Below are 24,899 nucleotides of genomic sequence, written 5' to 3' on the forward strand. Positions count from 1 at the left end.
TTCAAATCACTCAAAGGAATACCGATGAGACATTCCCGTACTTTGCTCTCCTCTCTGATGCTGTCTGCCGCTGTTCTGTGTGGCGCGGCCAATGCCGGCGCCGAAGAGGCTTTCGATCTCGACAAGCTGATTGAAGCCGCCAAACAGGAAGCGCCTATTACCGTCTACGACTCGACCGGCAAAATCGTCGAACAGGCGAAGGCCTTTTCGGAAAAATACGGTGTTCAGGCTACTGGCGTAAAATCCAGCGCACCAGAAACACTTGAAATCGTCATTCGCGAGGCCCAGGCAAACAACGTCAAGGCTGACGTGGTTATTCTGGCAGATGCACCTGCGGCACTGTCGCAGATCGTTGCCAAGGGTTATGCAAAGAGCTGGCTGCCAACAGATCTGGCAAAGGATATCCCGGCGATCTACCAGGACCCGCTGACAATCGTTCTTGCGCCGAATGTCTGGACCTACAACACGGCTCTGCATGACAGCTGCCCTGTTTCCAACATCTGGCAGCTGACAGAAGCCGAGTGGAAGGGCAGGGTTGCTATGCAGGATCCGCTTGGCAAGCCGTCCTATACCGACTGGTTCAACCAGCTGGCCACCCACGCCGACAAGGCTGTTGCCGATGCCTATCAGGCGCAATATGGCAAGCCATTGGAAACTGACGAGACCAGCGCTACCGCTGCCTGGGTCAAGGCGCTTGCCGCTAATAGCCCGCTGTTGACCGATTCCGACGGTGCGGCTGCGGAATCGATTGGCGCTCCTGATACCAAGGATAGCTTTGTTGGTCTGGTCAGCACGGCCAAGTACCGTGATAACAAGGACGGCATGAAGCTTGGCCTTTGTGCAGGTCTGTCTCCTTTCTCCGGCTGGACTTACCCTTCGCTTGGTCTGATTGCGTCGGGCACAAAAAGCCCGAACGCAGCAAAGCTGTTCCTGCGTTACATGATGACAGCTGAAGGCATCGCGCCGCAGGCGAAGGACGGCAAAATGTCGACCAACACCACCATCAGCCTGCCAGACAGTGAGCCGTCGGGCGTTGGCAAGGTTCGTGACCAGCTGCTTTCCTATGACGCCTCTACCGGCGCCGGTGACTGGGAAGCCCGTCAGGATTGGCAGGATCTTTGGGCCTTGAACTACAAGAAGTAACTGTCGAATATTTGTGACAATACTGGCAGGCCTTGTTTCTAGCCAAGGCTTGCACCATTCGTTCGAAAGAAATCATGCTGACTGTCGATGAACTGAACCTCCGTGAAGCCCTTTTGCGCGAAGTTGCCACCTCTGCCGGTGCTGTTGCCCTTGCTGCCTTTCATGCCCGCAAGCCCGGCGATTTTACGCTCAAGGGACGGCAGGATTTTCTCACCGAGGCAGACGGTGCGGTGGAAAGCCATGTGCGAGCCCTGATAACAAAGGCATTTCCCTTGGATGGGGTTTTGGGTGAGGAAGCCGGTGGTGGTCTGTCCGACAGGCTGTGGGTGATTGATCCGATTGACGGAACCGCCAATTTTGCCCGTGGCATTCCGCATTTCTGCATTTCGATTGCCTTTCATGAACACGGTGAAACACTGCTGGGCGTGATCTTTAATCCGGCGTCCAATGAATTCTATTTTGCCCGCAAGGGGCAGGGTGCGACCAAAAACGGTGTGCCGCTTACGGCCGCGAAAACCGAAGCCATTACCAATGCATCGGTGGAGATTGGCTGGTCTCCGCGCGTTGAGAGCGCTGATTATTTGGCGGCGCAGCAGCGTGTGCTGGAAAAAGGCGCCAATATTCGCCGTGGCGCGTCGGGTGCGCTGGCCATTGCCTGGGTGGCAGAAGGCCGCACGGATGGCTACGCCGAATATTATATGAACGCCTGGGATTGCCTTGCCGGTCTGCTGATGGTGCGTGAGGCCGGTGGTGTAACCGGAGCCTATCCGGCGGAGCAGGCCGAATTGCTGACCGGTGGCGCGATCTTTGCCGCAGCCCCCGGTGTTGCCGTCGATTTTTCGCAAGCGATGCGGATTGCCATAGCGGATGAAGATCGCAAGGGAGAGGCAGCATGAGTGCTTCTCCGCGATATGAACGCCCGCATCTTAGTCTGATCGAGAGCAACCTGCCCGGCTGGGATGTTGATCTCTACATTGGTGGACGTGAAGCCGTCTGTGATCCGGCCTTGCTGGCCGAACATGACATCAAGATTGTCGTCAACTGTGCGGTGAATTTTGACGTGAATTTTGTCTCCGGCGGTCAGACGGATGAGAATGGCATTCTGGCGTCCGGTCCCGGATTGCTTCGCTATTACAAGCTTGGGCTTGTGGATGGCGCGGGCAATTCCGACACCATGCTGCTGTCGGGGTATTACCTGCTGCGTGGCGCACTGGACCAAACCTTTCCGGAACGGGCCTCCTACCCGCATCGGGAAAAGGGCAATGTTCTTGTAAACTGTCGTGCCGGTCGCAGCCGCTCTGTGGCCTTGGTGTCGCTATTCCTGCATCTGGAAATGCCAAAGACTTATCCAACACTGGCGGCTGCAATTACCCATGTCCGCACCAACAGGCAATTGCGTACCGATGAGTGGTTTGAAACGCCAAAACCGCAATTGATCCGAGCGGCGGAACAGGCAGCTGATATGATCCGCCTTGTCGAGGCAGGAAAAAGAAGGGCGATTGCATGACCAACCGGCCGCCACAGAGTTTTGCGAGTGCCATTGAAGTGGCACGGAAGGCAGGCGTTTCGCGCTCCGCCGTTTCGCGTACCTTCACGGAAGGGGCGAGCGTCTCTGAAGAGACCCGTCGCAAGGTTCTCGCCGCGGCCGAGGAACTGAATTATCACGTCAACCATCTGGCACGTGGTCTATCGCAGGAAAAAAGCCGGCCGATCTGTATTCTGGGCGGTGATCTTCACGCGCCCTATCAATCGGCGCTGCTGGAAGCCATCACCCGGCGCATTCAGGCGGTCGGTCGCGCTGCAATGGTCATCAATACGGCGGGTGATGAGGCCGATATTCAGTCCGCGCTACACCAGACACTTAACTACCGTGCCTCAGCCACAATCGTTCTTTCGGGCGCGCCGCCAGTGTCACTGGTGCGAACCTGTATCGAAAGCGGCCAGCATGTCATTCTCATCAATCGTGCGGGACAGATCGAGGAGGCGGACCATATTAGCCTCGATCACGAGACCGCGATGAAAGATGCGTGGCACATGCTGGCCCGCGCGGGCTGCAAGTCCTTTGCGATTGTTTCCTCCACCAACGGGTCTCCCAGCCTGCTGGCCCGCGAACGACTTTTCTGCGACGTGGTCGCCAAGGCAGGCTTCGAGCCACCGCAGGTGATCAAGGCCGGCTCCACCAGTTATCGCAGCGGCGCAGAGGCGGCGCGGCGGTTGCTTCCTGGCGCAACACCTCCGGACGCAGTTTTTTGCGTGACCGATCTTCTGGCCTGCGGTTTTATCGACGTGGCGCGCAATGATTTTCAGCTGAAAATCCCCAGGGATCTCTGTGTTGTCGGTTTTGACGATATCGAGCAGGCCAGTTGGGAAGGGTATGCAATCACGACGTTTCGTCAGCCGATCGAAGAAATGGCAGAGGCGATCGTGACGCGCCTGACGGAAGAGCGTCTGGACAATCCGGTCGGTCACGTTACGACCTTCCGGGCGTTTCCCGTATGGCGCAAAACCGTGCGTTCGTGATGCCTGTCGGGCCGATCAACCCGCCGTGGCGCGGCGTCGGACATCATCAAATTTCAAACCGAACCTTGCCAGATATTTGCTCAGCCGGTCGGCGTCATTGCTGCTTTTTTTCTCAAGGCGGCTGTTAGCGAACAATGCACGGCCTGCAGCGCTGGCTGTCCCATGCTCGCAGCATGTTTTCAAAACAGTGGTGAGTTGAGCGACATCGAAAAGATCGAGTGCTGCGACGGCTTCTTGGCCGAGGACATCGACAAGGATTTGGTCTGCTGCGCGGCCTGAAGGGGCGCCTCCCCAGGCGGCCTTGAGGCGTTCTGCCTCATGACGAACGACCTCGACGGTTATTCTGCCTTGCGGCGCAAGTGTTGCCATGCGCATGACCGATGCCGATAGATCACGGAAATTGGCGCTCCATGCGGCTTCCGGGGAGGTTGCGAAAATTAGATAACGTTCGCGCGCTTCCTTGTTGAAGGTCACGTTGTGGCCTTCCTTTTCCAGAAAACGGCGCAGTTCGAAATCAAGGTTAGGCTCGATATCTTCCTTGCGTTCGCACAGTGCAGGCAGCTGGAAGGTCCAGATGTTGAGGCGGGCAAACAGGTCTTCGCGGAACCGGCCTTTTTGCACCTCTTCGCGCAGATTGCGGTTGGTCCCTGCCAGCAACTGGAAATCGGCCGATGTTTCCTTGTCCGCACCAACAGGCAGAAACCTCTTTTCCTCGATGGCACGCAGACACATGGCCTGCTCATCCAGACCAAGCTCGCCGATTTCGTCGAGGAAAAGCACGCCCTTGTCTGCGGATTTCAAAAGGCCAGCCCGCTCACCTGAGGCGCCGGTGAAGGCACCCTTGACGTGACCGAACAGCGCCGACATCGCCTGATCACCGCGTAACGTGGCGCAGTTGACCTCAACGAATGGACCCGTGACCTTTCGCTCGGCTTTTTTCAGTTCGTAAATCCGCTTTGCCAGCTGGGATTTACCTGCACCCGTCGGGCCGGTCAGCAACAAAGGTGCAACCGAGCGCATCCCAACCTGTTCAATCTCGTCAATCATGCGGTTGAAGGCGGCGTTGCGCGTCGAAATCCCGGACTTCAGAAACGAGGTTGCTTCCTCTCGCTCAGAGGCAAAGCGGGTGGCGATTTCATCGTAACGAGAAAGGTCAAGGTCGATGACGGTGTGCTTGCCAGCATAATCGCCTGGCAGTTCATGGTCGCGTGGCGGCGATAGCTGCAACAGGCGGGCGGGAATGATGCGGGCTTCCGTCAAAAGGAACCAGCATATCTGCGCCACATGCGTGCCGGTGGTGATGTTGACGAGATAATCCTCTGTGTCTGGATCGAAATCATACGTGCGGGCAAAATCACGCAGCTTTGTGTAGACCTCCGAGAAATCCCAGGGGTCGGTGAGATTGATGATGTTCTGACGAACCTGGGTCGCGGGCGAGACGGTCTCGATATCACCAATGATGGTTTCCGCCAGCCTGCCAAACTGGGTGTCGTGGATCAGCTCAACACGATCAAAAAACATGCCGGGTTGCTGAGTCAGCGCGACATTGGGCCGCCAGCGGCTCCATCTGTCCTGGCGTCCGCCCATATCCAGTGTCGTCCCCAGAATGCTGATAGCAACACGTCGCTTCATGTATTATCCAAAAAGATAAATCTTATATTACTGGATAATTTAATGAGATTGCCGTTGATTGGCAATTCTGGATGTTGAAAAAGCTTTCGAATTTTTTAAATGATTAAAATCAAAGGTTTGAATTCGCTTTCGCTATGTTTTCGCGCCGTCGAAAGCAAACTGGCACGCCACTTGAAATGTATCTGGCAGAAACAAACAAAAAGGTGCGGCCATGGTGAACACGGCAATCTTCAAATCTTATTTCGGCAAGCTGCTGCCGCAGACGGATGCCGTCAATCATGCTAGCGCCGCTGCCTATGCCCTGACGCCGCGTGAAGCACTTGCGCAGTATGCGGAGACAGGAACGTTCAATGACACGTTTTACGCCAATGCCGGTGAGCAGCTGGATGCGGTGGTGAAGCTTGCTTCAGAGGTCGAGCCGGAATTTCTGGCGAAACTGGCAATCTATGCGGCTGAACAAGGCCATATGAAAGACATGCCGGTCATGTTGCTGGCAATGTTATCCGGCTTTGAGAGCGATGCCTTTACGCGTGCTTTCCCGCGGGTGGTGAGAAGCGGCAAGATGTTGCGCGGTTTTGTGCAGATCATGCGTTCTGGAACTGCGGGCCGCAAGTCGCTTGGAACACGTCCTAAAAAGATGGTTCAGGCATGGCTTGATACACGTACGGTGCCGCAATTCCTGCAGGCGATGGTCGGCAATGATCCTTCGCTTCCGGATGTTATCCGTATGGTGCATCCAAAGCCAAAGGATGCGGAACGTGCAGCATTGTATGCATGGGCAATCGGCAAGCCATACGATCTTGCTGCACTGCCAGCCGAAGTGAAGGCTTTCGAGGCATTCAAGCGGGATACCAGCCGGGCTCTGCCAGCTGTGCCGTTCCAGATGCTGACCTCGCTCAAGCTGACAAAGGAGCAGTGGGCGGAAGTGGCACTTAGCGGATCCTGGCAGATGGTGCGCCAGAACCTCAATACATTTGCCCGCAACGGCGTGTTTGAGGTGCCCGGTATTGCTGAAAAGCTGGCCGCCAAACTCGCTGATCCGCAGACGGTTCGCAAGGCGCGGGTGTTTCCGTACCAGTTGCTGGTTGCCTGGCATATGGCTGGGCAGACGGTGCCCGGCGAAGTTGCCGATGCATTGCAGGACGCAATGGAAACCGCAATTTCCAGTGTGCCGGTGTTCAAAGGCAATGTGGTGGTCTGCCCTGACGTATCGGGCTCGATGGGTTCGCCAGTGACCGGGTACCGAAAGGGGGCCACGTCAGCGGTTCGTTGCATTGATGTGGCCGCTCTTGTGGCAGCCTCGTTCCTGCGGCGTAACCCGCGTGCACGGGTACTGCCGTTTGAAAACCGGGTGGTGGACGTAAAATTGAACGGCCGCGATAGCGTGATGACCAATGCTGCAAAGCTTGCGGCCATCGGCGGCGGCGGAACCAATTGCTCGGCACCGCTGCAACGGCTGGTGAAGGAAAAGGCCAAGGTCGACCTCGTGGTTTTCGTTTCGGACAACCAGTCCTGGATCGATGACCGCGGTGAAGGCCAGGCGACAGGCATGATGGTTGAATGGGCGCGGATCAAGCGACGCAACCCGGCTGCAAAGCTGGTGTGTCTCGATATCCAGCCCTACGTCCAGACGCCTGCCAAGGCCGCGGATGTCTTGAACATCGGTGGTTTTTCCGACGCCGTTTATGACGCTATAGCCAACTTCGCGGCGGGCAAGTCCGGTGCAGGGGAATGGCTGCGCCAGATCGAGGCGATCGATCTTTGACATTGTCCTGCGCCACCAGTGAAGGGCGCAGGATACCGTGACGAATGCCGATTGGAACTACAGACTGTTAATCTCCAGGTCGCGGGTTCGAATCCCGCCGGGGTCCCCATTTATGACCCCGTAGCTCAGCGGATAGAGCAGGCGTTCCAGCAATTTTTGTCGTCACGGACAGAATGAAATGCATGGCGAATACCGAAAGAAACTACATCGAAAAGTGTTTCTTTCAACCTCTTGTCGCCGTGAGCAACACTGGAAGACGTGGCGAATGCCGGGGAAACTACATCGGTAAACCCTAACGGGGAGCGGATTCGAACTCCGCACCGCCAAATGCCGAAAGGTATGGACGCGGAATGTTTCCTCATTCTGGTCGCCACGACCGAAATGCAGCGGCGAATGCCGAACGGAACTACAGCCTCCACGTTAGGGGTGGCTTGATGGGTTCGACTCCCATCCCCGGCAGCGCTCTCTGGCACGAGCGGAGCCCCCCATGTTTCGTTCAACCTCGTCGCCGCTGCCTTTCAATTTTGAAAATGCCGGAAGACGGAACGTTGTCCGGCAATGATGAATGAATGAGAAGGACTGCGAACGCAGAAAAGAAGATGGTTGAGATCGTAAGCGGACAGGATTTGATTGACGCGGGCATGCCGCAGGGCAAGTGGTTTCGCCCGGCGCTGGATGCCGCCAACAGGGTTTTGAATGAGGGCGGTTCGATGAGTGCCGCGATGGCGACAGCGCTCGCATTCCGGCCAGCCCCGACTGTACCGCTGAAAACGGATGGCGATGTCGAGATCTATTCCAACATCCGTGCCGAAAACGTGTTCGAACAAGACAATGTCGAGAAGGTCAATGCTACCATGCGGGCGCTTGTCCGCACGCCTGTTGTGCGCGCGGCGGCAATCATGCCGGACGCCTGCCCAGCCGGACCGGTGGGAACCATTCCTGTTGGTGGCGTGGTTGCTTCCGAGGCGATCCATCCTGGCATGCATTCGGCCGATATCTGCTGCTCCATGGCAATCTCGATCTTCCCCGGCGTTGATCCAAAGTCGTTGCTGGATGCGATCCACTCCGTGACGCATTTCGGGCCTGGTGGTCGTGCCGTTGATCAGCGTGTCAAACCGTCCGAAGCAACATTGGCGGCTTTCCAGCAGAACCCGTATCTGAGCGGTGCGGCGTTGAATGTTGGTATCGAGCACTTTGCAACGCAGGGTGACGGCAACCATTTTGCCTATGTCGGAACGATGAAGTCGACCGGCGAGACGGCACTGGTTACCCATCATGGATCGCGAGCGCCCGGTGCCCGGCTGTATGAACGTGGAATGAAGGTGGCAAACAAATTCCGTGAACAATTGTCACCGGAAACACACCGCGACAATGCCTGGATTCCGGCGGATACCGAGGAGGGTGATCTTTACTGGTCGGCTCTGCAGTCCATCCGCCAGTGGACGAAGGAAAACCATTATGTGCTGCATGACATGACGGCGGAAAAGCTGTCTGCCAAGGTGTCGGACCGTTTCTGGAACGAACATAACTTTGTGTTCCGAAAGTCAGACGGTCTGTTCTACCACGGTAAGGGGGCGACGCCTGCCTTTGATGGCTGGGCTGAGGATGCGACCGATCTGACGATCATTCCGCTCAACATGGCGGAGCCGATCCTGATCGTGCGTGGCTCCAATGCTGCTCATGGTCTGGGTTTCTCACCGCATGGCGCGGGCCGTAACTTTTCGCGTAGCGCTCATTTGCGGCGTCTCGCGGCGGAATATGGCGCCGATTGCCGTGGGCTGAGCCCGAACAACATTGCCGACATCATGGCAAAAGAGACGGCTGGACTGGATGTACGCTTCTTTTCGGGAGAAGCGGACGTGTCCGAACTGCCGGGTGCCTACAAGTCGGCGGCCAATGTGCGTTCCCAGATCGAACATTACGGCCTTGCCGAAGTGGTCGACGAGGTGATCCCGTTTGGAAGCATCATGGCTGGTGACTGGCAGAAGAATGCGCCATGGCGTAAGAAACGTCGCTGAATATCGGGCGAGGCGGCTGATGCCGCCTCGTTCAAGCACGCCCGTTAAGCTGGGCCGGTCAGGCCGGACCAAGCAGGATGAAGGTCTCGCTTTTTGACACACCTTCGGTGCCGCGCACCGTTGAAATCAGCTGGTTCAACTCGGACATCGTGGATACCTCGATTTCGGCGACTGCATCCCAGACACCATTTGTATTGGAAAGAGACGCCACGCCCGGCAAGCGTTTGATGGCCGACACTGTGTGCTTTGGTGAGCCGGACACTTCAACGAGGATAAAGGCTCGGATCAGATCGCGGCTGATGTCGTCTTTCAACCTGACGGTGAAACCCTTGATGTCGCCTGATTCAATCAGGCGATCGAGCCGCTTTTGAGCGGTGGCGCGGGCGACACCAAGAATCTGCGCAAGCTGTGGAACCGACGCCCTGCCATTGATCCGCAACTCCGCAATCAGCCGTCTATCAAGGTCGTCCATTTTTTACCATTTCGTCAAATGACTTACTATTTCGTTATTATATGAAATTTTCGAGCACTTTGTATTCTTTTTTGTTCTCGTTTCTCGAATTACCAATTGTCATCGCTGAGCAAGAGCTGGCCCTCGAAAAAAGCGGGATAATCCAAAAGAGTGGGCCGGTTGATAGCAGCAATTCGAAGACATCGAAGCTATACACACGACGTCCTGCTATGAGCCGGGACATCTTTTTGGGAGACGACCTGCATGAAACTTACTCGCGCAATTTACGGCCTTTTTGTTGCTGCGACCCTCTGCTTGCCTTTCACAAGCGCACATGCTGACGATCTGGAAAAAGTCCAGAAAGCCGGCAAGCTTTCGATTGCACTGTCGGGCGTTTTCCCTCCGTTCAGCTTCGTTGACGAAAGCAACAAGGTTGTTGGATTTGACGTCGAGATCGGTTCTGAAATTGCCAAGCGCCTGAAAGTGGAACCGGAAATCATTACCACTGCCTGGGATGGTATTATCGCTGGTCTGGTCACCGGCCGCTACGACACCATCATCGGTTCGATGAGCGTGACCGAAGAGCGCAAGAAGGCAGTGGACTTCGTTGGTCCTTATTACCGCTCCGGTCTTGCGGCCTTTGTTCGCTCTGGTGCTGGCGTTGCCAATATCGATGAACTGAAGGGCAAGAATGTTGGCGTGACACTCGGCGAAGCCGCAGAAAAATGGGCTCGCGAACAGAACTTGTTTGAAGTGCGTACATACAAGGGGCTGCCGGAAATGCTTCTTGACCTGACGGCTGGTCGTGTCGACGCCATCATCGCTGATGACGTTCCGGTTTTCGTCGCCATTGCCAAGAACAATACGCCAGTAGAACAGGTCAAGGATGAGCGCATGCCACGTTACGACGTTGGTATTGCTGTCCGTAAGGGCAATCCCGAACTCGCTGCCGCCATGCAGAAGGCACTGGACGACATGATGGCTGATGGCACCTATGAGGCCATTTCGAAAAAGTGGATCGGCCAGGACGTTCGTTAATCCACGGTTTGACGCGCTAACGCCTGATGTTTCGCGGGGCGGGAAATGGATTGCAGTGCAAACTGCCTGACATTTTCCGCCCAGTCATTCGATCCGTTTACAGAGATCGGGCTCCGAAATGTTCGGTTGCCAGGTCCGAGAGGCCGCAATGGACTTTCAATTAATCTGGCGGATAACGCCCTTCGTATTGGAAGCCTCGCTTCTAACCATCCAACTCACGGTCTGCTCGCTGGCGATTGGTCTTGTTGTTGCGGCTGTGGTGGTAACCGGCCGGTTTTCGAGAATAACGGCTGTCCGTTGGGCCGCCACGATTTATGTCAGCATTCTGCGCGGCACGCCGCTGTTGGTACAGCTGTTCATCGTATTTTTCGGTGGGCCGCAGCTTGGTTTTGAACTCACCCCGTTTCTGGCGGGTGTCCTGACCATGGGCTTCAATATCGGTGCCTACATGTCAGAGGGTATCAAGGGAGCCATTATTTCCGTTGATAAGGGGCAATCCGAAGCCTCCCGCTCTCTCGGTTTTGGCCGGTTCGATACGATGCGTCTGTTCGTGCTGCCGCAGGCCGCACCGCTGATGATCCGCTCGCTGGGTGTGAACACGGTCATCCTGTCCAAAAGTACCGCCCTTGTCTCGACCATCGGCGTGGTTGAACTCACCTATTCGGCGCAGCGGTTTGTGACCTCCACCTACAAGCCATTCGAGGTGTTTGCTGTTGCGGGTGCTGCTTATCTCGCCATTGTTGCAGTCATTTCGCTGACCGTACGTGGAGTGGAATATCTGTTTACCTCCAAAGGGGAGGTTCCAGCATGAGTTTCGATTTCAGCGTCGTACCGCCCTATTGGGAAATGCTTCTGATCGGCCTGCTCTGGACGGTTGTGATTACCGCCATCGCTGGCACCGTCAGCGTCATCTTAGGTATTGGCATTGCCACGACAACACTCTATGGCCCACGCATTGTTGCAGCGCCTGTGCGTGCCGTTATCTTCCTGTTTATGGGAACGCCTCTGCTTCTGCAGCTGTATTTGCTGTATTACGGCCTGTCTCAGTTGGGCGTTCTGTTGCCGGCCTTCTGGACAGGGGTTCTGGGGCTTGGCCTGCACTACGCAGCTTATAACGCAGATATTTTCCGGGCATCGCTGAAGGCGGTCGATCCGGGCCAGGCGGAAGCAGCGCGCTCCCTGGGCTTTGGTCACCTCGCCACGTTGCGGCACTTCATCATTCCGCAATCTTTCCTGACGGCACTGCCGCAGGTGGGCAATAACAGCATCATACTGCTGAAGGATACGGCTGTGTTGTCGGTGCTGGGGATAACCGAACTTGTCCTCAACGCTCAGCGCGCCATCAGCGAAACCTATCGTCCGTTCGAATTCTATCTGACCGCAGCTGTGCTTTATTACGTCGTCAATCTGGTGATGGAATATCTGCTCCGTCTCGCGGCCCGCAAAGTGGAAGCCATTCGATGAAAGCTCAAACTCCCATGATCGAACTGCGGCATATCCGCAAATCCTACGGGCCTCATGAAGTGCTCAAAGGCATTGACCTGACGGTCGCTCGCGGCAAGATCGTTTCGATTATCGGCCCAAGCGGCTCGGGCAAAAGTACCCTTCTGCGGTCGATCAACATGCTGGAGGAAACATCTTCTGGCGAAATCTGGCTCGATGGCCAGATGGTCAATCGTCCCTTGAAGGGCCGTGCCTTCGAAAAACACATCAACCATATCCGTCAGGAAATGGGCATGGTGTTCCAGCAGTTTAACCTGTTTCCGCATCTGACTGTTCTGCAGAACATCATGATTGGCCCGATGCGGCTGAAAGGGTTGAGCAAGGTCGAGGCGAGAGATCGCGCCAACGCGTTGCTGGCAAAGGTTGGCCTGGCCGAAAAAGGCGATGCCTATCCGGCACGTCTGTCCGGTGGACAGAAGCAGCGCGTGGCAATTGCCCGTGCATTGGCAATGCAGCCAAAGGTGATGCTTTTCGATGAGGCGACGTCCGCGCTGGACCCCGAACTCGTTGAGGAAGTGAACCAGGTCATGAAACAGCTGGCGGCTGAGCACATGACCATGTTGATCGTTACCCATGAAATGCGCTTTGCAGCCGAAGTATCCGACCACGTCATGTTCATGGACGGCGGTGTGGTGGTCGAGCAGGGCGCCCCAGATCAGGTCCTAACCAACCCGGTGGAAGAGCGTACGCGCTCATTCCTCAGAAAACATCTTTCGAACTAAACGGAAAAAGCCATGACAAGCGAACAAAACTTTGCTTCCCGCGTCGGAAGCGAGATCGATGGTGCTCGCGTGCGCGAGTTCGCCTTACGGATGACCTCTTGGAGAAGCGAAACAGGCACAGTCGGTGAATCGACCTTCGCGAACCGCCTTTATGAGTTGCTTCAGGAAATCCCTTATTTTCAGCAGAATCCCGATGACTTGCGGCTTGTCGCCAGCCATGGCGATCCGTTGACCCACAATGTCGTGGCGCTGGTTCGCGGAACCGGCAAGAGAACACTGGCACTTGCAGGTCACTTCGACACGGTGTCGACCGACAACTACCATGATCTCAAGGACCTCTCCTGCGAGAGCCTTGCGCTGAAAGATGCGCTGATCAAGGACCTGTCAGCCCGGGACGACCGCTCTGAACAGGAAGAACGCGCCCTTCAGGACCTGTTGAGTGGAGACTTTCTGCCCGGTCGCGGCTTGCTTGACATGAAGAGCGGTCTTGCGGTGGCGGTTGCGTGCATCGAGAAATTTGCCGCCGATGCTGATCGCAAGGGCAATCTGATGTTTGTCTCGACGCCGGACGAAGAGCGGGAAAGCCGCGGTATGCGTTCGATGCGTGATGCCTTCCCGTCACTTGTTGATGATCTTGGCATCGAAATCGAAGCGGGCGTCAATCTCGACGTGACCTCGGATCAGGGTGACGGTAGCGAAGGTCGCGCGGTTTATGCTGGCACAATCGGAAAACTGCTTCCGTTTGCTTTGGTCATCGGTTGCAGCTCGCATGCTAGCTACCCCTATGAAGGCGTCAGCGCCCAGGCGATGGGGGCAGGCATTCTCGCAAGGCTTGAGGGCAATGCTTCACTGGCCGACAAGGATGAAAACGACGTCTCTCCACCGCCGATTTGCCTTGAAGCGAAGGATCTTCGCAGCGGTTATGAGGTAACCACACCGGAGCGTTTTTGGATCGCCTTCAACTGGCTCTATCACGCCATGAGTGCTGATGAGCTTTTCGCGCGTTTTACGCAGGAAGTGATGATCGGTGCGACGGAAGCCGTCGAAAAATTCTCTGCGGCATCCGCAGAATACAGCCGCCTTGTTGGCCGTAGTGCTGGTGCAACACCTGCCAAGCCAAGGATCGTGACTTTCAAGGAATTGAAGGCAGCTGCAGGTCGTGCGTTTGGAGATGGTTTTGAGGCCGTATACCGCACAAAGGAACAGGAGCTTGCGCATATCGACAACCCGCTGGTTCTTACCCGTGAACTGACGGAATGGCTTGTGTCGATTGCCCGCGTTTCGGGCCCGGCCATCGTGATCGGCTTTGCAGGATTGCACTATCCGTCCAGCCGTCTGCGGATGTCCGATCGCAATGACCGCCTGTTGTTCCAGGCTATTGAAGAGGCACGCGCTGGTCTTGGCAATGATCCATCGAGAAGCATCGTGTGGAAACCCCACTTCCAGGGTATTTCCGACATGAGTTTCCTCGGCCTTGCGGCAAGCGGAAGCACGATTGTTTCAGAAAATACGCCGATTTCGCGTTTGATCGATTTGCCGCCAGCGAATGCCAAAAGCTTCCCGACCGTCAATCTCGGACCTTGGGGACGCGAATTCCACCAGAAGCTTGAACGCGTGCATGCTCCCTATGCATTCGAAGTTCTGCCGGGTCTGGTGATGGACATTGCCCGCACGTTCCTGGGCGACAACAGCACAGAAGCCTGATCAGGGTGGACCAACAATGGGTGGTGAAAGCCACCAAGCAATTGTGAGGATAGATCGAATATGACTGCCAATCAGAACCTCAATGTCGTGCCGTTTGTCAGCGTTGACCACATGATGCGCCTTGTCCTGAAGGTTGGAACGGAAACATTCCTGACCGAACTTGCTGACGTGATCGAGGAAGATTTCCTGCGCTGGGAACAGTTCGACAAGACGCCACGCGTCGCGTCTCATTCGGATGAGGGCGTCATCGAACTGATGCCAACCAGCGATGGTACCCTCTACGGGTTCAAATATGTGAATGGCCACCCGAAAAACACCAAAGAAGGGCGCCAGACGGTCACTGCCTTCGGTGTGCTTTCCGATGTTGGCAACGGTTATCCGATGCTGCTGTCGGAAATGACCATTTTGACGGCGTTGCGCACGGCGGCGATGTCTGCGGTTGCCGCAAAACATCTTGCACGCCCGAACTCCCGTACCATGGCGATCATCGGAAATGGCGCGCAGAGTGAATTCCAGGCCTTAGCGTTCAAGGCGATCCTCGGTGTCGATCAGCTGCGCCTTTATGATCTGGACCCAAGTGCGACGGAGCGTTGCGCCCGCAACCTCAGCGCCAAGGGTTTCTCGATTACCAAGTGCGCGTCGCCGCAGGAAGCGGTGGAGGGCGCCGATATCGTAACAACGGTCACCGCCGACAAGCTGAATGCGACAATCCTTTCCGACAATATGGTTGGACCTGGAATTCACATCAATGCGGTGGGTGGTGATTGCCCAGGCAAAACCGAACTTCACAAGGACATCCTTTTGCGGTCGGACATATTTGTCGAATATCCGCCCCAGACCCGTATTGAAGGCGAAATTCAGCAGCTAGACGCGGATTATCCGGTCAAAGAACTGTGGGAAGTGATTGCTGGTAAAAAGCAGGGTCGTGACAACGAACGCGCCATAACCCTGTTTGACAGCGTTGGTTTTGCAATCGAGGACTTTTCAGCTCTTCGCTATGTCCGCAGCAAGCTTGAAGAAACAGGCCTGTTTGTTGACCTCGATCTGCTGGCGGACCCAGACGAGCCGCGCGATCTCTACGGCATGCTGTTGCGATGCGAGGCAAAGTTGCAGGCCGCCTGAACATATCAAAGAAAGATGCGGGCGAATTGCCCGCATCCCCAAAATCAGACTGTCATCTTTTGCCGAGGATTTGTTTGGCAATTGCAGATGCCGCCTCAACGTGAGCGCGGCAGGCTAATGCTGCCGCTTCCGGCGCATTGCGTTCGATTTCAGCAAAAATTTTGCGAATTTGCGTTGGTCCGGATACCATGCGGTTTCCAGTATTAGTCGCGGAGATCAGGCATGGTTGAGTTTCGAACCTGATGCAACACACGCATTCTCTTGACACCTCACGCGGTGTCCGGTGAATTCGGTTCCGTAACGTTGCACCTGATTTCAGCTCTCTGATTTCAGCCATTGAAGGAGACTTCCGCCATGGCCCTGTCCGAAACACTTCTTGCCAAACTGAAAGACCCCACGTTGGCCACCGACAAGGCGTTGATCAACGGTCAATGGCAGGCGAGCGGTGAGGGCGGCGCGAGTTTCGTTGTTACCAACCCGTCGACCGGTGAGGTGATTGCCACATTGCCCGACATGACCCGGGCCGATGCTGCACGCGCCATTGATGCAGCCCACAAGGCGCAAAAACTCTGGGCAAAAAAGACGGGCAAGGAGCGCGCTGCGGTGCTCCGCAAACTTTATGACCTGATGGTTGCCAATGCCGATGACCTTGCGGCGATCCTGACCATGGAAATGGGCAAGCCGCTAACCGAGGCGAAGGGTGAAATCCTCTATGGTGCGGCCTATGTCGAGTGGTTTGGCGAGGAAGCCAAACGGGTGTATGGCGATACCATTCCCGGCCACCAGCCGGACAAGCGCATTATCGTGCTGAAACAGCCGATTGGCGTGGTGGCCTCCATCACTCCATGGAATTTCCCCAATGCCATGCTGGCGCGAAAATTTGCACCTGCTGTTGCAGCGGGCTGCGCGATGGTCTCCAAGCCTGCAGCTGAGACACCGCTGTCTGCGCTTGCGCTCGCGGTGCTGGCTGAAAGGGCCGGTCTGCCGGCCGGTGTGTTCAATGTTGTCACCTCGAGAAAGTCTGCAGACATCGGTCTGGAATTCACCGAAAATGACAAGGTTCGCAAGTTGACCTTCACGGGCTCAACGGGGGTTGGCAAGATACTGATGCGTCAAGGTGCCGAACAGATCATGAAGCTGGGCCTTGAGCTTGGCGGCAATGCACCCTTCATCGTGTTTGATGATGCAGACCTTGATGCTGCCGTTGAAGGTGCAATGATCTCGAAATATCGCAACAACGGCCAGACCTGCGTCTGCGCTAACCGCATTTACGTTCAGGCCGCGGTTTATGATGCCTTTGCCGAAAAGCTGGCTGCCAAAGTTTCTGCCATGAAAGTTGGCGACGGATTTGAAGAAGGCGTCGTTGCTGGCCCGCTGATCACCGAAAAAGCGGTCGAGAAGGTGGAGGAGCACATTGCCGATGCTCTGGAAAAAGGTGGCGCCATTGCTGTCGGTGGCAAACGTGATGCACGGGGTGGACTGTTTTTCCAGCCGACCATTCTGACTGGCGTCACATCGGCGATGAAGGTGGCGAAAGAAGAAACCTTCGGGCCGGTTGCGCCGCTGTTCCGGTTCGAGACGGAAAGTGACGTGATCGACATGGCCAATGACACGGAGTTTGGCCTTGCTTCCTATTTTTATGCCAAGGATTTGTCACGGGTCTTCCGGGTTGCCGAGGCGCTAGAATATGGCATGGTCGGTATCAATACTGGCTTGATCTCCACCGAAGTCGCACCATTCGGCGGTATCAAACAATCCGGCCAGGGCCGTGAAGGCTCGAAATACGGCATCGAGGATTATGTCGAGGTGAAATACCTCTGCCTTCAGGTGGATGGCGTTTAAGCTTCGCCGGATCAAACCGCAGCGGCACATTGTGCCGCTGTTTGTTCCTAACGCGGCGATTTGTTGTCATGTCCGTCTCCCTTCGCTCACTGTAGCGTTCAAAGATCGCACTATCAGGAGTTGAGTGTGCAAAGCTGGCATCGACCAGCTTGACCAACTGTTTGAACTGCGTAAATTCAGCAAGAAATTTGACGCTGATGACGCAAAACTGATGGCTGTCATGTTTCTCAGGCCAGTGAATGAGGCGATTAAAGAGGTCATGTCAGTGGTGAGTTAAACCGCCTGTGACGGGCTCTTCAAGCACATTATCCGCCTCTGTCGCCGGGCTGTAACTGTGTGTCCTTATGCTCAGTCCGCTTAATAGACGTGTCACGCACATTATTTCATTATACGCAATAAAATATCAATTATTGGTGCAATTGTTACGGCGCTAGTTTGGCTGCAATATCCGTGCATCAGACGAACACGTGTCGCCTGAAACTGAAACACAGGTTTACGGGCGTCACTCACATGAACGAGATTTTTTCTTCCATTACCCGCCGTCGTGCGTTGCTAACTGCAGGTGCTGCTGTAGCCACTTTGGCGATTTCACCAAGACGTACATATGCAGCAGATGCTGCGCCTAACTCCACTTCGACAAAAGGAAACACTCAAATGGCTACTATCACCACCAAGGACGGCGTTGAAATCTTCTTCAAGGATTGGGGTCCAAAGGACGCGCAGCCAATCGTTTTCCATCATGGCTGGCCGCTGTCGTCGGATGACTGGGATGCACAGATGCTGTTCTTCCTGTCGAAGGGCTATCGTGTTGTTGCCCATGACCGTCGTGGTCACGGTCGCTCGGCACAGGTGGCGGACGGTCACGACATGGACCATTATGCAGCCGACGCATTTGCTGTCGTCGAGGCCCTTGACCTGAAGAACGCCGTTCATATCGGCCATTCAACCGGTGGCGGTGAAGTTGCCCGCTATGTTGCAAAACATGGTCAGCCCGCCGGTCGTGTTGCCAAGGCTGTCCTGGTGTCCGCCGTACCGCCGCTGATGCTGAAGACAGACAGCAACCCTGAAGGTCTGCCGATCGAAGTGTTTGACGGCTTCCGTTCCGCACTGGCTGCCAACCGCGCCCAGTTCTTCCGCGATGTACCGGCTGGTCCTTTTTACGGGTTCAACCGTGATGGTGCGACGGTCCAGGAAGGTGTGATCCAGAACTGGTGGCGTCAAGGCATGATGGGTGGCGCAAAGGCCCATTATGACGGCATCAAGGCTTTCTCTGAAACCGACCAGACCGAAGACCTGAAGGCGATCACCGTTCCAACGCTTGTTCTGCACGGCGAAGACGACCAGATCGTACCGATCGCAGATTCTGCCCACAAGGCGATCAAGCTCCTGACGAACGGCACGCTCAAGACCTACCCTGGTTTCTCTCACGGTATGTTGACGGTTAATGCCGATGTTCTCAATGCTGACCTGTTGGCCTTCGTAAAGGCCTGATTTTACAGCTGACAATGAAGGATGGCCGCGGTACTCTTGCTGCGGCCATCTTCAATTCCATTTTGCCGTAATGTGATTTGCTACGATGATGAAGTTAACTCCCGAACTTGTTGCCCTGACCCTTCGAGAAGTCAGCGATGATGGACCGGAGCCGGGCTGGACGCCACTTTCCGAAGCGGAGCTTGATCATCTTGTTGATGGGATCGAGCGTGAAGCGGGCAATGATCCTCTGTTGGTATTTGCCTACGGCTCGCTGATCTGGAAACCTGAATTTGAAGCTGTCAGTCGTCAACGCGCCACCGCCTATGGTTGGCACAGGTCATTTTCATTGAAGATTGAGCGCTGGCGGGCCAGCAGCGATCAGCCCGGCCTGATGATGGCACTTGAGCGCGGCGGTCAATGTGACGGCATTCTTTTTGAACTGTCAGCGGAGCGTCGACGTCAGGATTTGCGTGCCCTCGTAGCGCGCGAGATCCGGTACCGGGAAGTCATAGATATGGTCCGCTGGGTTTCGGTCTGTGCCGAAAATGGCACCCGCAAAGCACTGACCTTTTGGGCCAGCACCAAACGGAGCGGGTTGACGCAGCCTTTGCCAATTGAGCAGGCCTCGCAGTTGATTGCCAGAGCTTGTGGTCAAGGTGGTTCTTGCGCCGAATATCTGCACAACACAATTGTCGACCTTCATGCCGAAGGCATACGTGACCGCAATCTGTGGCGTCTCCAGGCGCTGGTGGCTGCGGACATTATCGCAGCCCAGACTACCTGAACCTACAGGTCACTTGATCGACATCACTCCAGCATCACCATGTGGGATGCGACCTGCTCTTCGAAAAACTTCGAGAAGGACGCGATGCGTGGCGGCAAAGCCTGATAGGGCGGATAATAGAGTGTCAGCCATAAATCCGCCGGCGCCCATCCTTGCAAAACATGCACCAGACGCCCGGTTCTGAGGTGCTCGGAGATGTGGAAACCGGGCAACATCGCGACACCCGCACCATCTGCCGCCATATCGGCCAGCACTTCACCATTATTGGCGCTGAATGCGCGGCCGGCCGAGATTGATATGCTGGAACCGCCATCCGATAGAGCCCAGGTTTCCCGTCGGCTTTCGCCGCTATAGGCAAGGCAATCATCCGGTGTCAGCTCGCTTGGATGCTGCATATCGACAAACCGGCTTCCTGGTGCAGCGACCAGAATACGCGGCACGACACGGATTTTACGCCAGATCGTGAATTTGTCCGATGGTTGCGATGAAATACGGATTGCCAGATCAAAGTCATCGTCAACGATGTTCACCAGTCCGTCCGACAAGGAAATCTCAAAGCTCATCTTTGGATAACGTTCTCTAAAGCCTGACAGGATCGGCGGCAACACGGCCTTGCCGAACCACGTTGGAGAACTGATGCGCAAGCGGCCTTCATCGGCCTTGTGTGCATTTCGCACATCCTTGCGAGCATTTTCTAGGGCCTCGACCGCAGGCTGGATTTGCGCTGCGAAAACAGCGCCATCCGTCGTCAGTGAAACCTGCCGCGTCGTGCGCACAAACAACTGGACGCCAAGGTCGTCCTCAAGCGCGGCTATGGCGCGCGTTACCGCGGCCGGCGTCATATTCAGTTCGCGGGCCACCTGGGCAAAATTGCGCTTTTCGGCGGCCAGCAGGAATGTTTTCAGGGCTCTGTAATCGTTCATCTCTATTATTTCAAAAAACGCAATTCATTCGAAAGAAATATTGCAATTCCGCGCAGTAATCAACCCGGCTAAAACTCTACTCAACGAAACGGACAACGCCAGTGCAGAAAGGCAAAGATTATGATCAAGGACATCAAGGGATTGCATCACATCACATCGATGGCATCTGATGCACAGCAGAATAACAGGTTCTTCACCGATACGCTCGGTCTGCGCCGCGTGAAGAAGACAGTTAACTTCGACGACCCAAGTGTCTACCATCTCTATTACGGTGACGAGAATGGCACACCCGGTACGGTCATGACCTACTTCCCATTCCGCAACATGATGCTCGGTCGTCCGGGTGTCGGTGAAGTCGGAGAAACACAGTTTGCTGTTCCAAAGGGCGCACTTTCCTTCTGGAAAGACCGCTTCACGGCGCAGGGTGTTGGTGGGATTGAAACCGACACGGCTTTCGGTGCCAACCGCCTGCGTTTCATTGGCCCGGATGGCGATGCTTTCGCTCTGGTCGAAACCGCAGATGACAAGCGCGCCGGCTGGGTCGGTGAGGGTGTCTCGGACGATGTTGCCATCCGCGGATTTAGCGGCGCGCGTTTCAATCTGCACGATACGGCTGCGACCGCAGAACTTCTCAGCTTCATGGGTTATGAACGCACAGAGGCTGAAGGTGACGTGACCCGGTTTGTCATTCCTGGCGGCAATGGTGCAGATACGATTGATTTGGTCTCGCTTCCAAAGACACCGTTTGCGCGTCAGGGCGCGGGCTCGGTCCATCACATAGCCTTTGCCGTCGACAACCGCGAAAAGCAACTCGAAGTGCGCAAGGCGCTGATGGATACGGGTTACCAAGTCACACCGGTGATCGATAGAGACTACTTCTGGGCGATCTACTTCCGGACGCCGGGCGGCATCCTGTTCGAAATCGCCACCAACGAACCCGGTTTCGACCGGGACGAAGATACTGCCCATCTCGGCGAAGCACTGAAACTGCCAAGCCGCTATGAAAACTTCCGCGATCAGATCGAGGCCAATCTGGTTCCGATTGCGGCGTAAGACTGGGGGTTTCAACCCCATCCACTGACCAAAACATTATCCGCCTTTCGAAACGGCTGCCTGAGGCAGGCAGCCGACCTCCGAAGGTATCTCAAAACTCAATGCCGCTCATCGGCACTCAAATTTAAACGGAGAACCACCATGTCTAAGCTCGAAGTCCTTACCCCTGCAAACAGCCAGCTCATCTTCATCGACCAGCAGCCGCAGATGGCGTTCGGTGTTCAGTCGATCGATCGCCAGACACTGAAGAACAACGTGGTTGGTCTTGCCAAGGCAGCCAAGATCTTCAACATCCCAACAACAATCACCACGGTTGAAACGGAGAGCTTCTCCGGCAACACCTTCCCTGAACTGTTGGCGGTTTACCCCGAAAATGACATTCTCGAACGCACCTCGATGAACTCCTGGGACGACCAGAATGTTCGCGATGCCCTGGCAAAGAACGCCGCCAAAGGCGCCAAGAAGATTGTCGTTTCCGGCCTGTGGACCGAAGTGTGCAACACGACCTTCGCTCTTTCCGCTCTCCATGATGTTCCAGACTATGAAATCTACATGGTGGCCGATGCGTCCGGTGGTACCTCAAGCGATGCACACAAATACGCCATGGACCGCATGGTTCAAGCCGGTGTCATTCCAGTGACCTGGCAGCAGGTTCTGCTTGAGTGGCAGCGCGACTGGGCCCGCAAGGAAACCTATGACGCTGTAACCTCGCTGGTGAAGGAACACTCCGGTGCTTACGGCATGGGTATCGACTACGCAGTCACTCACGTTCACGGCGGTGCCGAGCGCGTCAAGCATGGCAAACGTATCGGTCCTAACCCAGCCAAGTAAGGCCTGATCGAACCGCTCCGATAATCCCCTGTCGGAGCGGTTTTTCATTCAAGAGAGGAGTACATTCCATGAAAATCTATCTTCTTTCCCTCGGCGCAGGGCTGCTTGTCGGTATCGTCTACAGCCTGCTCAATGTCCGTTCACCGGCTCCGCCGGTCATTGCGCTTGTCGGCCTTCTTGGTATTCTCGTCGGCGAACAGCTCATTCCTTTCGCAAAGACCCTGATCAACAAGGAGCCTGCGGCAGTTTCCTGGATCAACCAGATCAAGCCGCACATGTTTGGTCATTTGCCCAAGGGGGATGATGACGCCAAAGTGATCGCGGCTCGCAACAACTCGACACCATCTGACGGTTGACGAAGTAGGTGCCGCTCAGGCATCCGGTGTTTCCTTTCAAACGTCAATTTTTGCATTGATCTTCATCACCATCATAAAGCCTGGAGTTACGCCCATGTATCCCGACCTGATCCTCCACCACGGGCTGATCACAACACTCGACCGTTCAAACCCGCATGCGACGGCCGTCGCGATCAAGGACGGCACATTTCTTGAGGTTGGCACGGATGCCGACATCATGGCACTGGCCGGCCCCGACACCAAAATCATCGACCTGAAGGGCAAACGGGTGCTGCCGGGCCTGATCGACAACCACACCCACGTGGTGCGCGGCGGCCTGAACTACAACATGGAACTACGCTGGGATGGCGTGCGCTCGTTGGCCGATGCCATGGATATGCTGAAGCGCCAGGTAGCCATTACACCTGCCCCGCAATGGGTGCGCGTGGTTGGTGGCTTTACCGAACACCAGTTTGCAGAAAAACGCCTGCCGACCATCGAAGAGATAAACGCCATTGCACCGGATACGCCGGTGTTCCTGCTGCATCTCTACGACCGCGCACTTTTGAATGGCGCGGCCCTTCGCGCTGTCGGTTATACCAGGGACACACCAAACCCGCCCGGCGGCGAGATCACCCGCGATGCCAATGGCAATCCAACCGGCATGCTGCTGGCCAAACCCAATGCCGGCATTCTGTATTCAACACTCGCCAAAGGCCCGAAACTGCCGCTCGACTATCAGGTCAATTCGACCCGTCACTTCATGCGCGAGCTAAACCGGCTGGGCGTTACCGGCGTGATCGATGCGGGTGGTGGTTTCCAGAACTATCCCGATGACTATGAGGTCATCCAGCAATTGTCGGGTAACAACCAGATGACAGTGCGTCTGGCCTATAACCTGTTCACGCAAAAGCCGAAGCAGGAAAAAGAGGACTTTCTCAACTGGACGAGCTCGGTCAAATATAAACAGGGTAACGACTATTTCCGCCATAATGGGGCAGGTGAGATGCTGGTCTTCTCCGCTGCCGACTTCGAAGATTTCCGCCAACCGCGTCCGGAGATGGCCCCGGAGATGGAAGGTGAACTGGAAGAAGTGGTGCGGATCCTCGCCGAGAACCGCTGGCCATGGCGTCTGCACGCTACCTATGATGAGACCATCAGCCGGGCACTGGATGTGTTCGAGAAGGTCAACAAGGACATTCCGCTCGAAGGTCTCAACTGGTTCTTCGACCACGCCGAAACCATCTCGGACCGTTCGATCGACCGGATTGCAGCGCTTGGCGGTGGTATCGCCACCCAGCATCGCATGGCCTATCAGGGCGAATACTTCGTTGAACGCTACGGTCATGGTGTTGCCGAAGCCACACCACCGATCAGGAAGATGCTCGACAAAGGTGTGAATGTCTCGGCAGGTACCGATGCCACGCGTGTTGCGTCCTATAACCCTTGGGTATCGCTGTCATGGATGGTCACCGGCAAGACGGTGGGTGGCATGCAGCTTTATCCACGCGCCAATTGCCTGGACCGTGAGACGGCGTTGCGCATGTGGACCGAGAAGGTCACATGGTTCTCCAATGAAGAGGGCAAGAAGGGCCGCATCGAGAAGGGGCTGTTTGCCGACCTGATCGTGCCGGACAAGGACTTCTTTGCCTGCGCCGAGGACGAGATTTCGTTCCTCACCTCGGAACTGACTATGGTCGGTGGCAAGATCGTTTACGGGACTGGTGACTTCAAAACGCTTGATGAGAACGATGTTCCGCCTGCGATGCCCGACTGGTCACCTGTGCGCAAGTTTGGTGGTTATGCCGCTTGGGGTGAACCGGAAGGCGCAGGCGCCCGCTCACTACGCCGTACGGCTATTTCGACCTGCGGCTGCGCCAGCGATTGCGGTGTTCATGGTCATGACCATGCCGGTGCATGGACCTCGAAACTGCCGATTGCTGATCTCAAGGGCTTCTTCGGCGCGCTTGGATGCTCTTGCTGGGCTGTATAAGCTTTTAAAACTGATCGGGTGACCTGTTGGTCGCCCGATTTCTATTA

At 55.7% G+C, this 24,899-nt stretch carries 23 protein-coding genes; 19 read left to right on the plus strand and 4 right to left on the minus strand.

Features of this window, described 5'->3' with window-relative positions; all coding sequences use genetic code 11:
* The first annotated feature begins 24 nt into the window (after window positions 1-24).
* From M2418_RS19835 to M2418_RS19850, 4 genes are all read left to right on the plus strand, one after another.
* Window positions 25-1,143, plus strand: a complete 1,119-nt coding sequence (locus tag M2418_RS19835; protein WP_259148729.1) for an ABC transporter substrate-binding protein — start codon at window positions 25-27, stop codon at window positions 1,141-1,143.
* Between the two features lie 74 nt (window positions 1,144-1,217).
* A complete protein-coding gene (locus tag M2418_RS19840) occupies window positions 1,218-2,039 on the plus strand; it encodes an inositol monophosphatase family protein (protein ID WP_259148730.1) in 822 nt (273 codons plus the stop codon).
* Window positions 2,036-2,650 carry a dual specificity protein phosphatase gene (locus tag M2418_RS19845; protein ID WP_250984456.1) on the plus strand — a complete coding sequence of 205 codons (615 nt, stop codon included), beginning with the start codon at window positions 2,036-2,038 and terminating at the stop codon, window positions 2,648-2,650. The genes M2418_RS19840 and M2418_RS19845 overlap by 4 nt, the downstream gene beginning before the upstream one ends.
* The gene (locus M2418_RS19850; RefSeq protein WP_250984457.1) at window positions 2,647-3,663 is read left to right on the plus strand and encodes a substrate-binding domain-containing protein; all 1,017 of its coding nucleotides are present in this window, start codon (window positions 2,647-2,649) and stop codon (window positions 3,661-3,663) included. Before M2418_RS19845 ends, M2418_RS19850 begins: the two co-directional genes overlap by 4 nt.
* Before the next feature lie 15 nt (window positions 3,664-3,678).
* Here M2418_RS19850 and rtcR read toward each other — a convergent pair whose 3' ends face one another.
* On the minus strand, window positions 3,679-5,295 hold the full coding sequence (gene rtcR / locus M2418_RS19855) for an RNA repair transcriptional activator RtcR (RefSeq protein WP_259148731.1): 1,617 nt from the start codon (window positions 5,293-5,295) through the stop codon (window positions 3,679-3,681).
* A gap of 211 nt (window positions 5,296-5,506) precedes the next feature.
* On the opposite strand from rtcR, the gene M2418_RS19860 reads away from it, so the two are divergent.
* Both M2418_RS19860 and M2418_RS19865 read left to right on the plus strand, forming a co-directional pair.
* Window positions 5,507-7,060, plus strand: a complete 1,554-nt coding sequence (locus tag M2418_RS19860) for an RNA-binding protein (protein WP_259148732.1) — start codon at window positions 5,507-5,509, stop codon at window positions 7,058-7,060.
* A gap of 599 nt (window positions 7,061-7,659) precedes the next feature.
* A complete protein-coding gene (locus tag M2418_RS19865) occupies window positions 7,660-9,078 on the plus strand; it encodes an RtcB family protein (protein ID WP_259148734.1) in 1,419 nt (472 codons plus the stop codon).
* Between the two features lie 58 nt (window positions 9,079-9,136).
* On the opposite strand, the gene M2418_RS19870 is transcribed toward M2418_RS19865, so the two are convergent.
* Window positions 9,137-9,550, minus strand: a complete 414-nt coding sequence (locus M2418_RS19870; RefSeq protein WP_192489787.1) for an Lrp/AsnC family transcriptional regulator — start codon at window positions 9,548-9,550, stop codon at window positions 9,137-9,139.
* Window positions 9,551-9,793: 243 nt separating this feature from the next.
* On the opposite strand from M2418_RS19870, the gene M2418_RS19875 reads away from it, so the two are divergent.
* The 6 genes from M2418_RS19875 (at window position 9,794) to M2418_RS19900 (ending at window position 15,618) form a co-directional block, all read left to right on the plus strand.
* The gene (locus tag M2418_RS19875; protein ID WP_250984461.1) at window positions 9,794-10,567 is read left to right on the plus strand and encodes a transporter substrate-binding domain-containing protein; all 774 of its coding nucleotides are present in this window, start codon (window positions 9,794-9,796) and stop codon (window positions 10,565-10,567) included.
* Between the two features lie 148 nt (window positions 10,568-10,715).
* Window positions 10,716-11,378 carry an amino acid ABC transporter permease gene (locus tag M2418_RS19880; RefSeq protein WP_192489786.1) on the plus strand — a complete coding sequence of 221 codons (663 nt, stop codon included), beginning with the start codon at window positions 10,716-10,718 and terminating at the stop codon, window positions 11,376-11,378.
* Window positions 11,375-12,031: an amino acid ABC transporter permease gene (locus M2418_RS19885; RefSeq protein WP_250984462.1), complete on the plus strand. Its 657-nt coding sequence runs from the start codon at window positions 11,375-11,377 to the stop codon at window positions 12,029-12,031. The genes M2418_RS19880 and M2418_RS19885 overlap by 4 nt, the downstream gene beginning before the upstream one ends.
* The gene (locus M2418_RS19890; protein ID WP_285200752.1) at window positions 12,028-12,792 is read left to right on the plus strand and encodes an amino acid ABC transporter ATP-binding protein; all 765 of its coding nucleotides are present in this window, start codon (window positions 12,028-12,030) and stop codon (window positions 12,790-12,792) included. Before M2418_RS19885 ends, M2418_RS19890 begins: the two co-directional genes overlap by 4 nt.
* A 12-nt stretch (window positions 12,793-12,804) precedes the next feature.
* Window positions 12,805-14,496 (plus strand): M20/M25/M40 family metallo-hydrolase, encoded by a 1,692-nt coding sequence (locus M2418_RS19895; protein WP_250984463.1) that lies wholly within the window; start codon window positions 12,805-12,807, stop codon window positions 14,494-14,496.
* 60 nt (window positions 14,497-14,556) lie between these two features.
* Window positions 14,557-15,618 carry an ornithine cyclodeaminase gene (locus M2418_RS19900; RefSeq protein WP_250984464.1) on the plus strand — a complete coding sequence of 354 codons (1,062 nt, stop codon included), beginning with the start codon at window positions 14,557-14,559 and terminating at the stop codon, window positions 15,616-15,618.
* A gap of 52 nt (window positions 15,619-15,670) precedes the next feature.
* On the opposite strand, the gene M2418_RS19905 is transcribed toward M2418_RS19900, so the two are convergent.
* Window positions 15,671-15,955, minus strand: a complete 285-nt coding sequence (locus M2418_RS19905) for a hypothetical protein (protein WP_259148739.1) — start codon at window positions 15,953-15,955, stop codon at window positions 15,671-15,673.
* Between the two features lie 17 nt (window positions 15,956-15,972).
* Here M2418_RS19905 and M2418_RS19910 point away from each other — a divergent pair, with 17 nt between their 5' ends.
* The 3 genes from M2418_RS19910 (at window position 15,973) to M2418_RS19920 (ending at window position 19,717) form a co-directional block, all read left to right on the plus strand.
* On the plus strand, window positions 15,973-17,460 hold the full coding sequence (locus M2418_RS19910; RefSeq protein ID WP_259148741.1) for an NAD-dependent succinate-semialdehyde dehydrogenase: 1,488 nt from the start codon (window positions 15,973-15,975) through the stop codon (window positions 17,458-17,460).
* A gap of 654 nt (window positions 17,461-18,114) precedes the next feature.
* Window positions 18,115-18,951: an alpha/beta hydrolase gene (locus M2418_RS19915; protein ID WP_310503218.1), complete on the plus strand. Its 837-nt coding sequence runs from the start codon at window positions 18,115-18,117 to the stop codon at window positions 18,949-18,951.
* Between the two features lie 88 nt (window positions 18,952-19,039).
* Window positions 19,040-19,717, plus strand: coding sequence for a gamma-glutamylcyclotransferase (locus M2418_RS19920; RefSeq protein ID WP_259148899.1), 678 nt, complete (start codon window positions 19,040-19,042; stop codon window positions 19,715-19,717).
* Between the two features lie 23 nt (window positions 19,718-19,740).
* Here M2418_RS19920 and M2418_RS19925 read toward each other — a convergent pair whose 3' ends face one another.
* On the minus strand, window positions 19,741-20,640 hold the full coding sequence (locus M2418_RS19925; RefSeq protein ID WP_250984469.1) for a LysR family transcriptional regulator: 900 nt from the start codon (window positions 20,638-20,640) through the stop codon (window positions 19,741-19,743).
* A 120-nt stretch (window positions 20,641-20,760) separates the two neighbouring features.
* Between M2418_RS19925 and M2418_RS19930 the strand changes: the two genes are divergently transcribed.
* From M2418_RS19930 to M2418_RS19945, 4 genes are all read left to right on the plus strand, one after another.
* Complete coding sequence (locus tag M2418_RS19930) at window positions 20,761-21,693, plus strand: ring-cleaving dioxygenase (protein WP_259148745.1); 933 nt, start codon at window positions 20,761-20,763, stop codon at window positions 21,691-21,693.
* Window positions 21,694-21,834: 141 nt separating this feature from the next.
* On the plus strand, window positions 21,835-22,524 hold the full coding sequence (locus tag M2418_RS19935; protein ID WP_192489776.1) for a hydrolase: 690 nt from the start codon (window positions 21,835-21,837) through the stop codon (window positions 22,522-22,524).
* Between the two features lie 68 nt (window positions 22,525-22,592).
* Window positions 22,593-22,880: a XapX domain-containing protein gene (locus M2418_RS19940; RefSeq protein ID WP_192489775.1), complete on the plus strand. Its 288-nt coding sequence runs from the start codon at window positions 22,593-22,595 to the stop codon at window positions 22,878-22,880.
* 94 nt (window positions 22,881-22,974) lie between these two features.
* On the plus strand, window positions 22,975-24,852 hold the full coding sequence (locus M2418_RS19945; RefSeq protein WP_259148747.1) for an amidohydrolase: 1,878 nt from the start codon (window positions 22,975-22,977) through the stop codon (window positions 24,850-24,852).
* The last annotated feature ends 47 nt before the right edge of the window (window positions 24,853-24,899 follow it).

The sequence above is a fragment of the Rhizobium sp. BIGb0125 genome (genome assembly GCF_024810055.1).
GTDB lineage: Bacteria > Pseudomonadota > Alphaproteobacteria > Rhizobiales > Rhizobiaceae > Agrobacterium.

Excerpts from the sequence above, each read along its gene's own strand:
- M2418_RS19880 (WP_192489786.1), top strand. The coding sequence starts at position 10,716 with ATGGACTTTCAATTAATCTGGCGGATAACGCCCTTCGTATTGGAAGCC.
- M2418_RS19930 (WP_259148745.1), top strand. The coding sequence starts at position 20,761 with ATGATCAAGGACATCAAGGGATTGCATCACATCACATCGATGGCATCT.
- M2418_RS19835 (WP_259148729.1), top strand. The coding sequence starts at position 25 with ATGAGACATTCCCGTACTTTGCTCTCCTCTCTGATGCTGTCTGCCGCT.
- M2418_RS19840 (WP_259148730.1), top strand. The coding sequence starts at position 1,218 with ATGCTGACTGTCGATGAACTGAACCTCCGTGAAGCCCTTTTGCGCGAA.
- M2418_RS19870 (WP_192489787.1), bottom strand. The coding sequence starts at position 9,550 with ATGGACGACCTTGATAGACGGCTGATTGCGGAGTTGCGGATCAATGGC.
- M2418_RS19925 (WP_250984469.1), bottom strand. The coding sequence starts at position 20,640 with ATGAACGATTACAGAGCCCTGAAAACATTCCTGCTGGCCGCCGAAAAG.
- M2418_RS19905 (WP_259148739.1), bottom strand. The coding sequence starts at position 15,955 with ATGGCTGAAATCAGAGAGCTGAAATCAGGTGCAACGTTACGGAACCGA.
- M2418_RS19940 (WP_192489775.1), top strand. The coding sequence starts at position 22,593 with ATGAAAATCTATCTTCTTTCCCTCGGCGCAGGGCTGCTTGTCGGTATC.
- M2418_RS19845 (WP_250984456.1), top strand. The coding sequence starts at position 2,036 with ATGAGTGCTTCTCCGCGATATGAACGCCCGCATCTTAGTCTGATCGAG.
- M2418_RS19900 (WP_250984464.1), top strand. The coding sequence starts at position 14,557 with ATGACTGCCAATCAGAACCTCAATGTCGTGCCGTTTGTCAGCGTTGAC.
- M2418_RS19890 (WP_285200752.1), top strand. The coding sequence starts at position 12,028 with ATGAAAGCTCAAACTCCCATGATCGAACTGCGGCATATCCGCAAATCC.
- M2418_RS19910 (WP_259148741.1), top strand. The coding sequence starts at position 15,973 with ATGGCCCTGTCCGAAACACTTCTTGCCAAACTGAAAGACCCCACGTTG.
- M2418_RS19850 (WP_250984457.1), top strand. The coding sequence starts at position 2,647 with ATGACCAACCGGCCGCCACAGAGTTTTGCGAGTGCCATTGAAGTGGCA.
- M2418_RS19915 (WP_310503218.1), top strand. The coding sequence starts at position 18,115 with ATGGCTACTATCACCACCAAGGACGGCGTTGAAATCTTCTTCAAGGAT.
- M2418_RS19895 (WP_250984463.1), top strand. The coding sequence starts at position 12,805 with ATGACAAGCGAACAAAACTTTGCTTCCCGCGTCGGAAGCGAGATCGAT.
- M2418_RS19865 (WP_259148734.1), top strand. The coding sequence starts at position 7,660 with ATGGTTGAGATCGTAAGCGGACAGGATTTGATTGACGCGGGCATGCCG.
- M2418_RS19945 (WP_259148747.1), top strand. The coding sequence starts at position 22,975 with ATGTATCCCGACCTGATCCTCCACCACGGGCTGATCACAACACTCGAC.
- M2418_RS19920 (WP_259148899.1), top strand. The coding sequence starts at position 19,040 with ATGAAGTTAACTCCCGAACTTGTTGCCCTGACCCTTCGAGAAGTCAGC.
- rtcR (WP_259148731.1), bottom strand. The coding sequence starts at position 5,295 with ATGAAGCGACGTGTTGCTATCAGCATTCTGGGGACGACACTGGATATG.
- M2418_RS19885 (WP_250984462.1), top strand. The coding sequence starts at position 11,375 with ATGAGTTTCGATTTCAGCGTCGTACCGCCCTATTGGGAAATGCTTCTG.
- M2418_RS19875 (WP_250984461.1), top strand. The coding sequence starts at position 9,794 with ATGAAACTTACTCGCGCAATTTACGGCCTTTTTGTTGCTGCGACCCTC.
- M2418_RS19860 (WP_259148732.1), top strand. The coding sequence starts at position 5,507 with ATGGTGAACACGGCAATCTTCAAATCTTATTTCGGCAAGCTGCTGCCG.
- M2418_RS19935 (WP_192489776.1), top strand. The coding sequence starts at position 21,835 with ATGTCTAAGCTCGAAGTCCTTACCCCTGCAAACAGCCAGCTCATCTTC.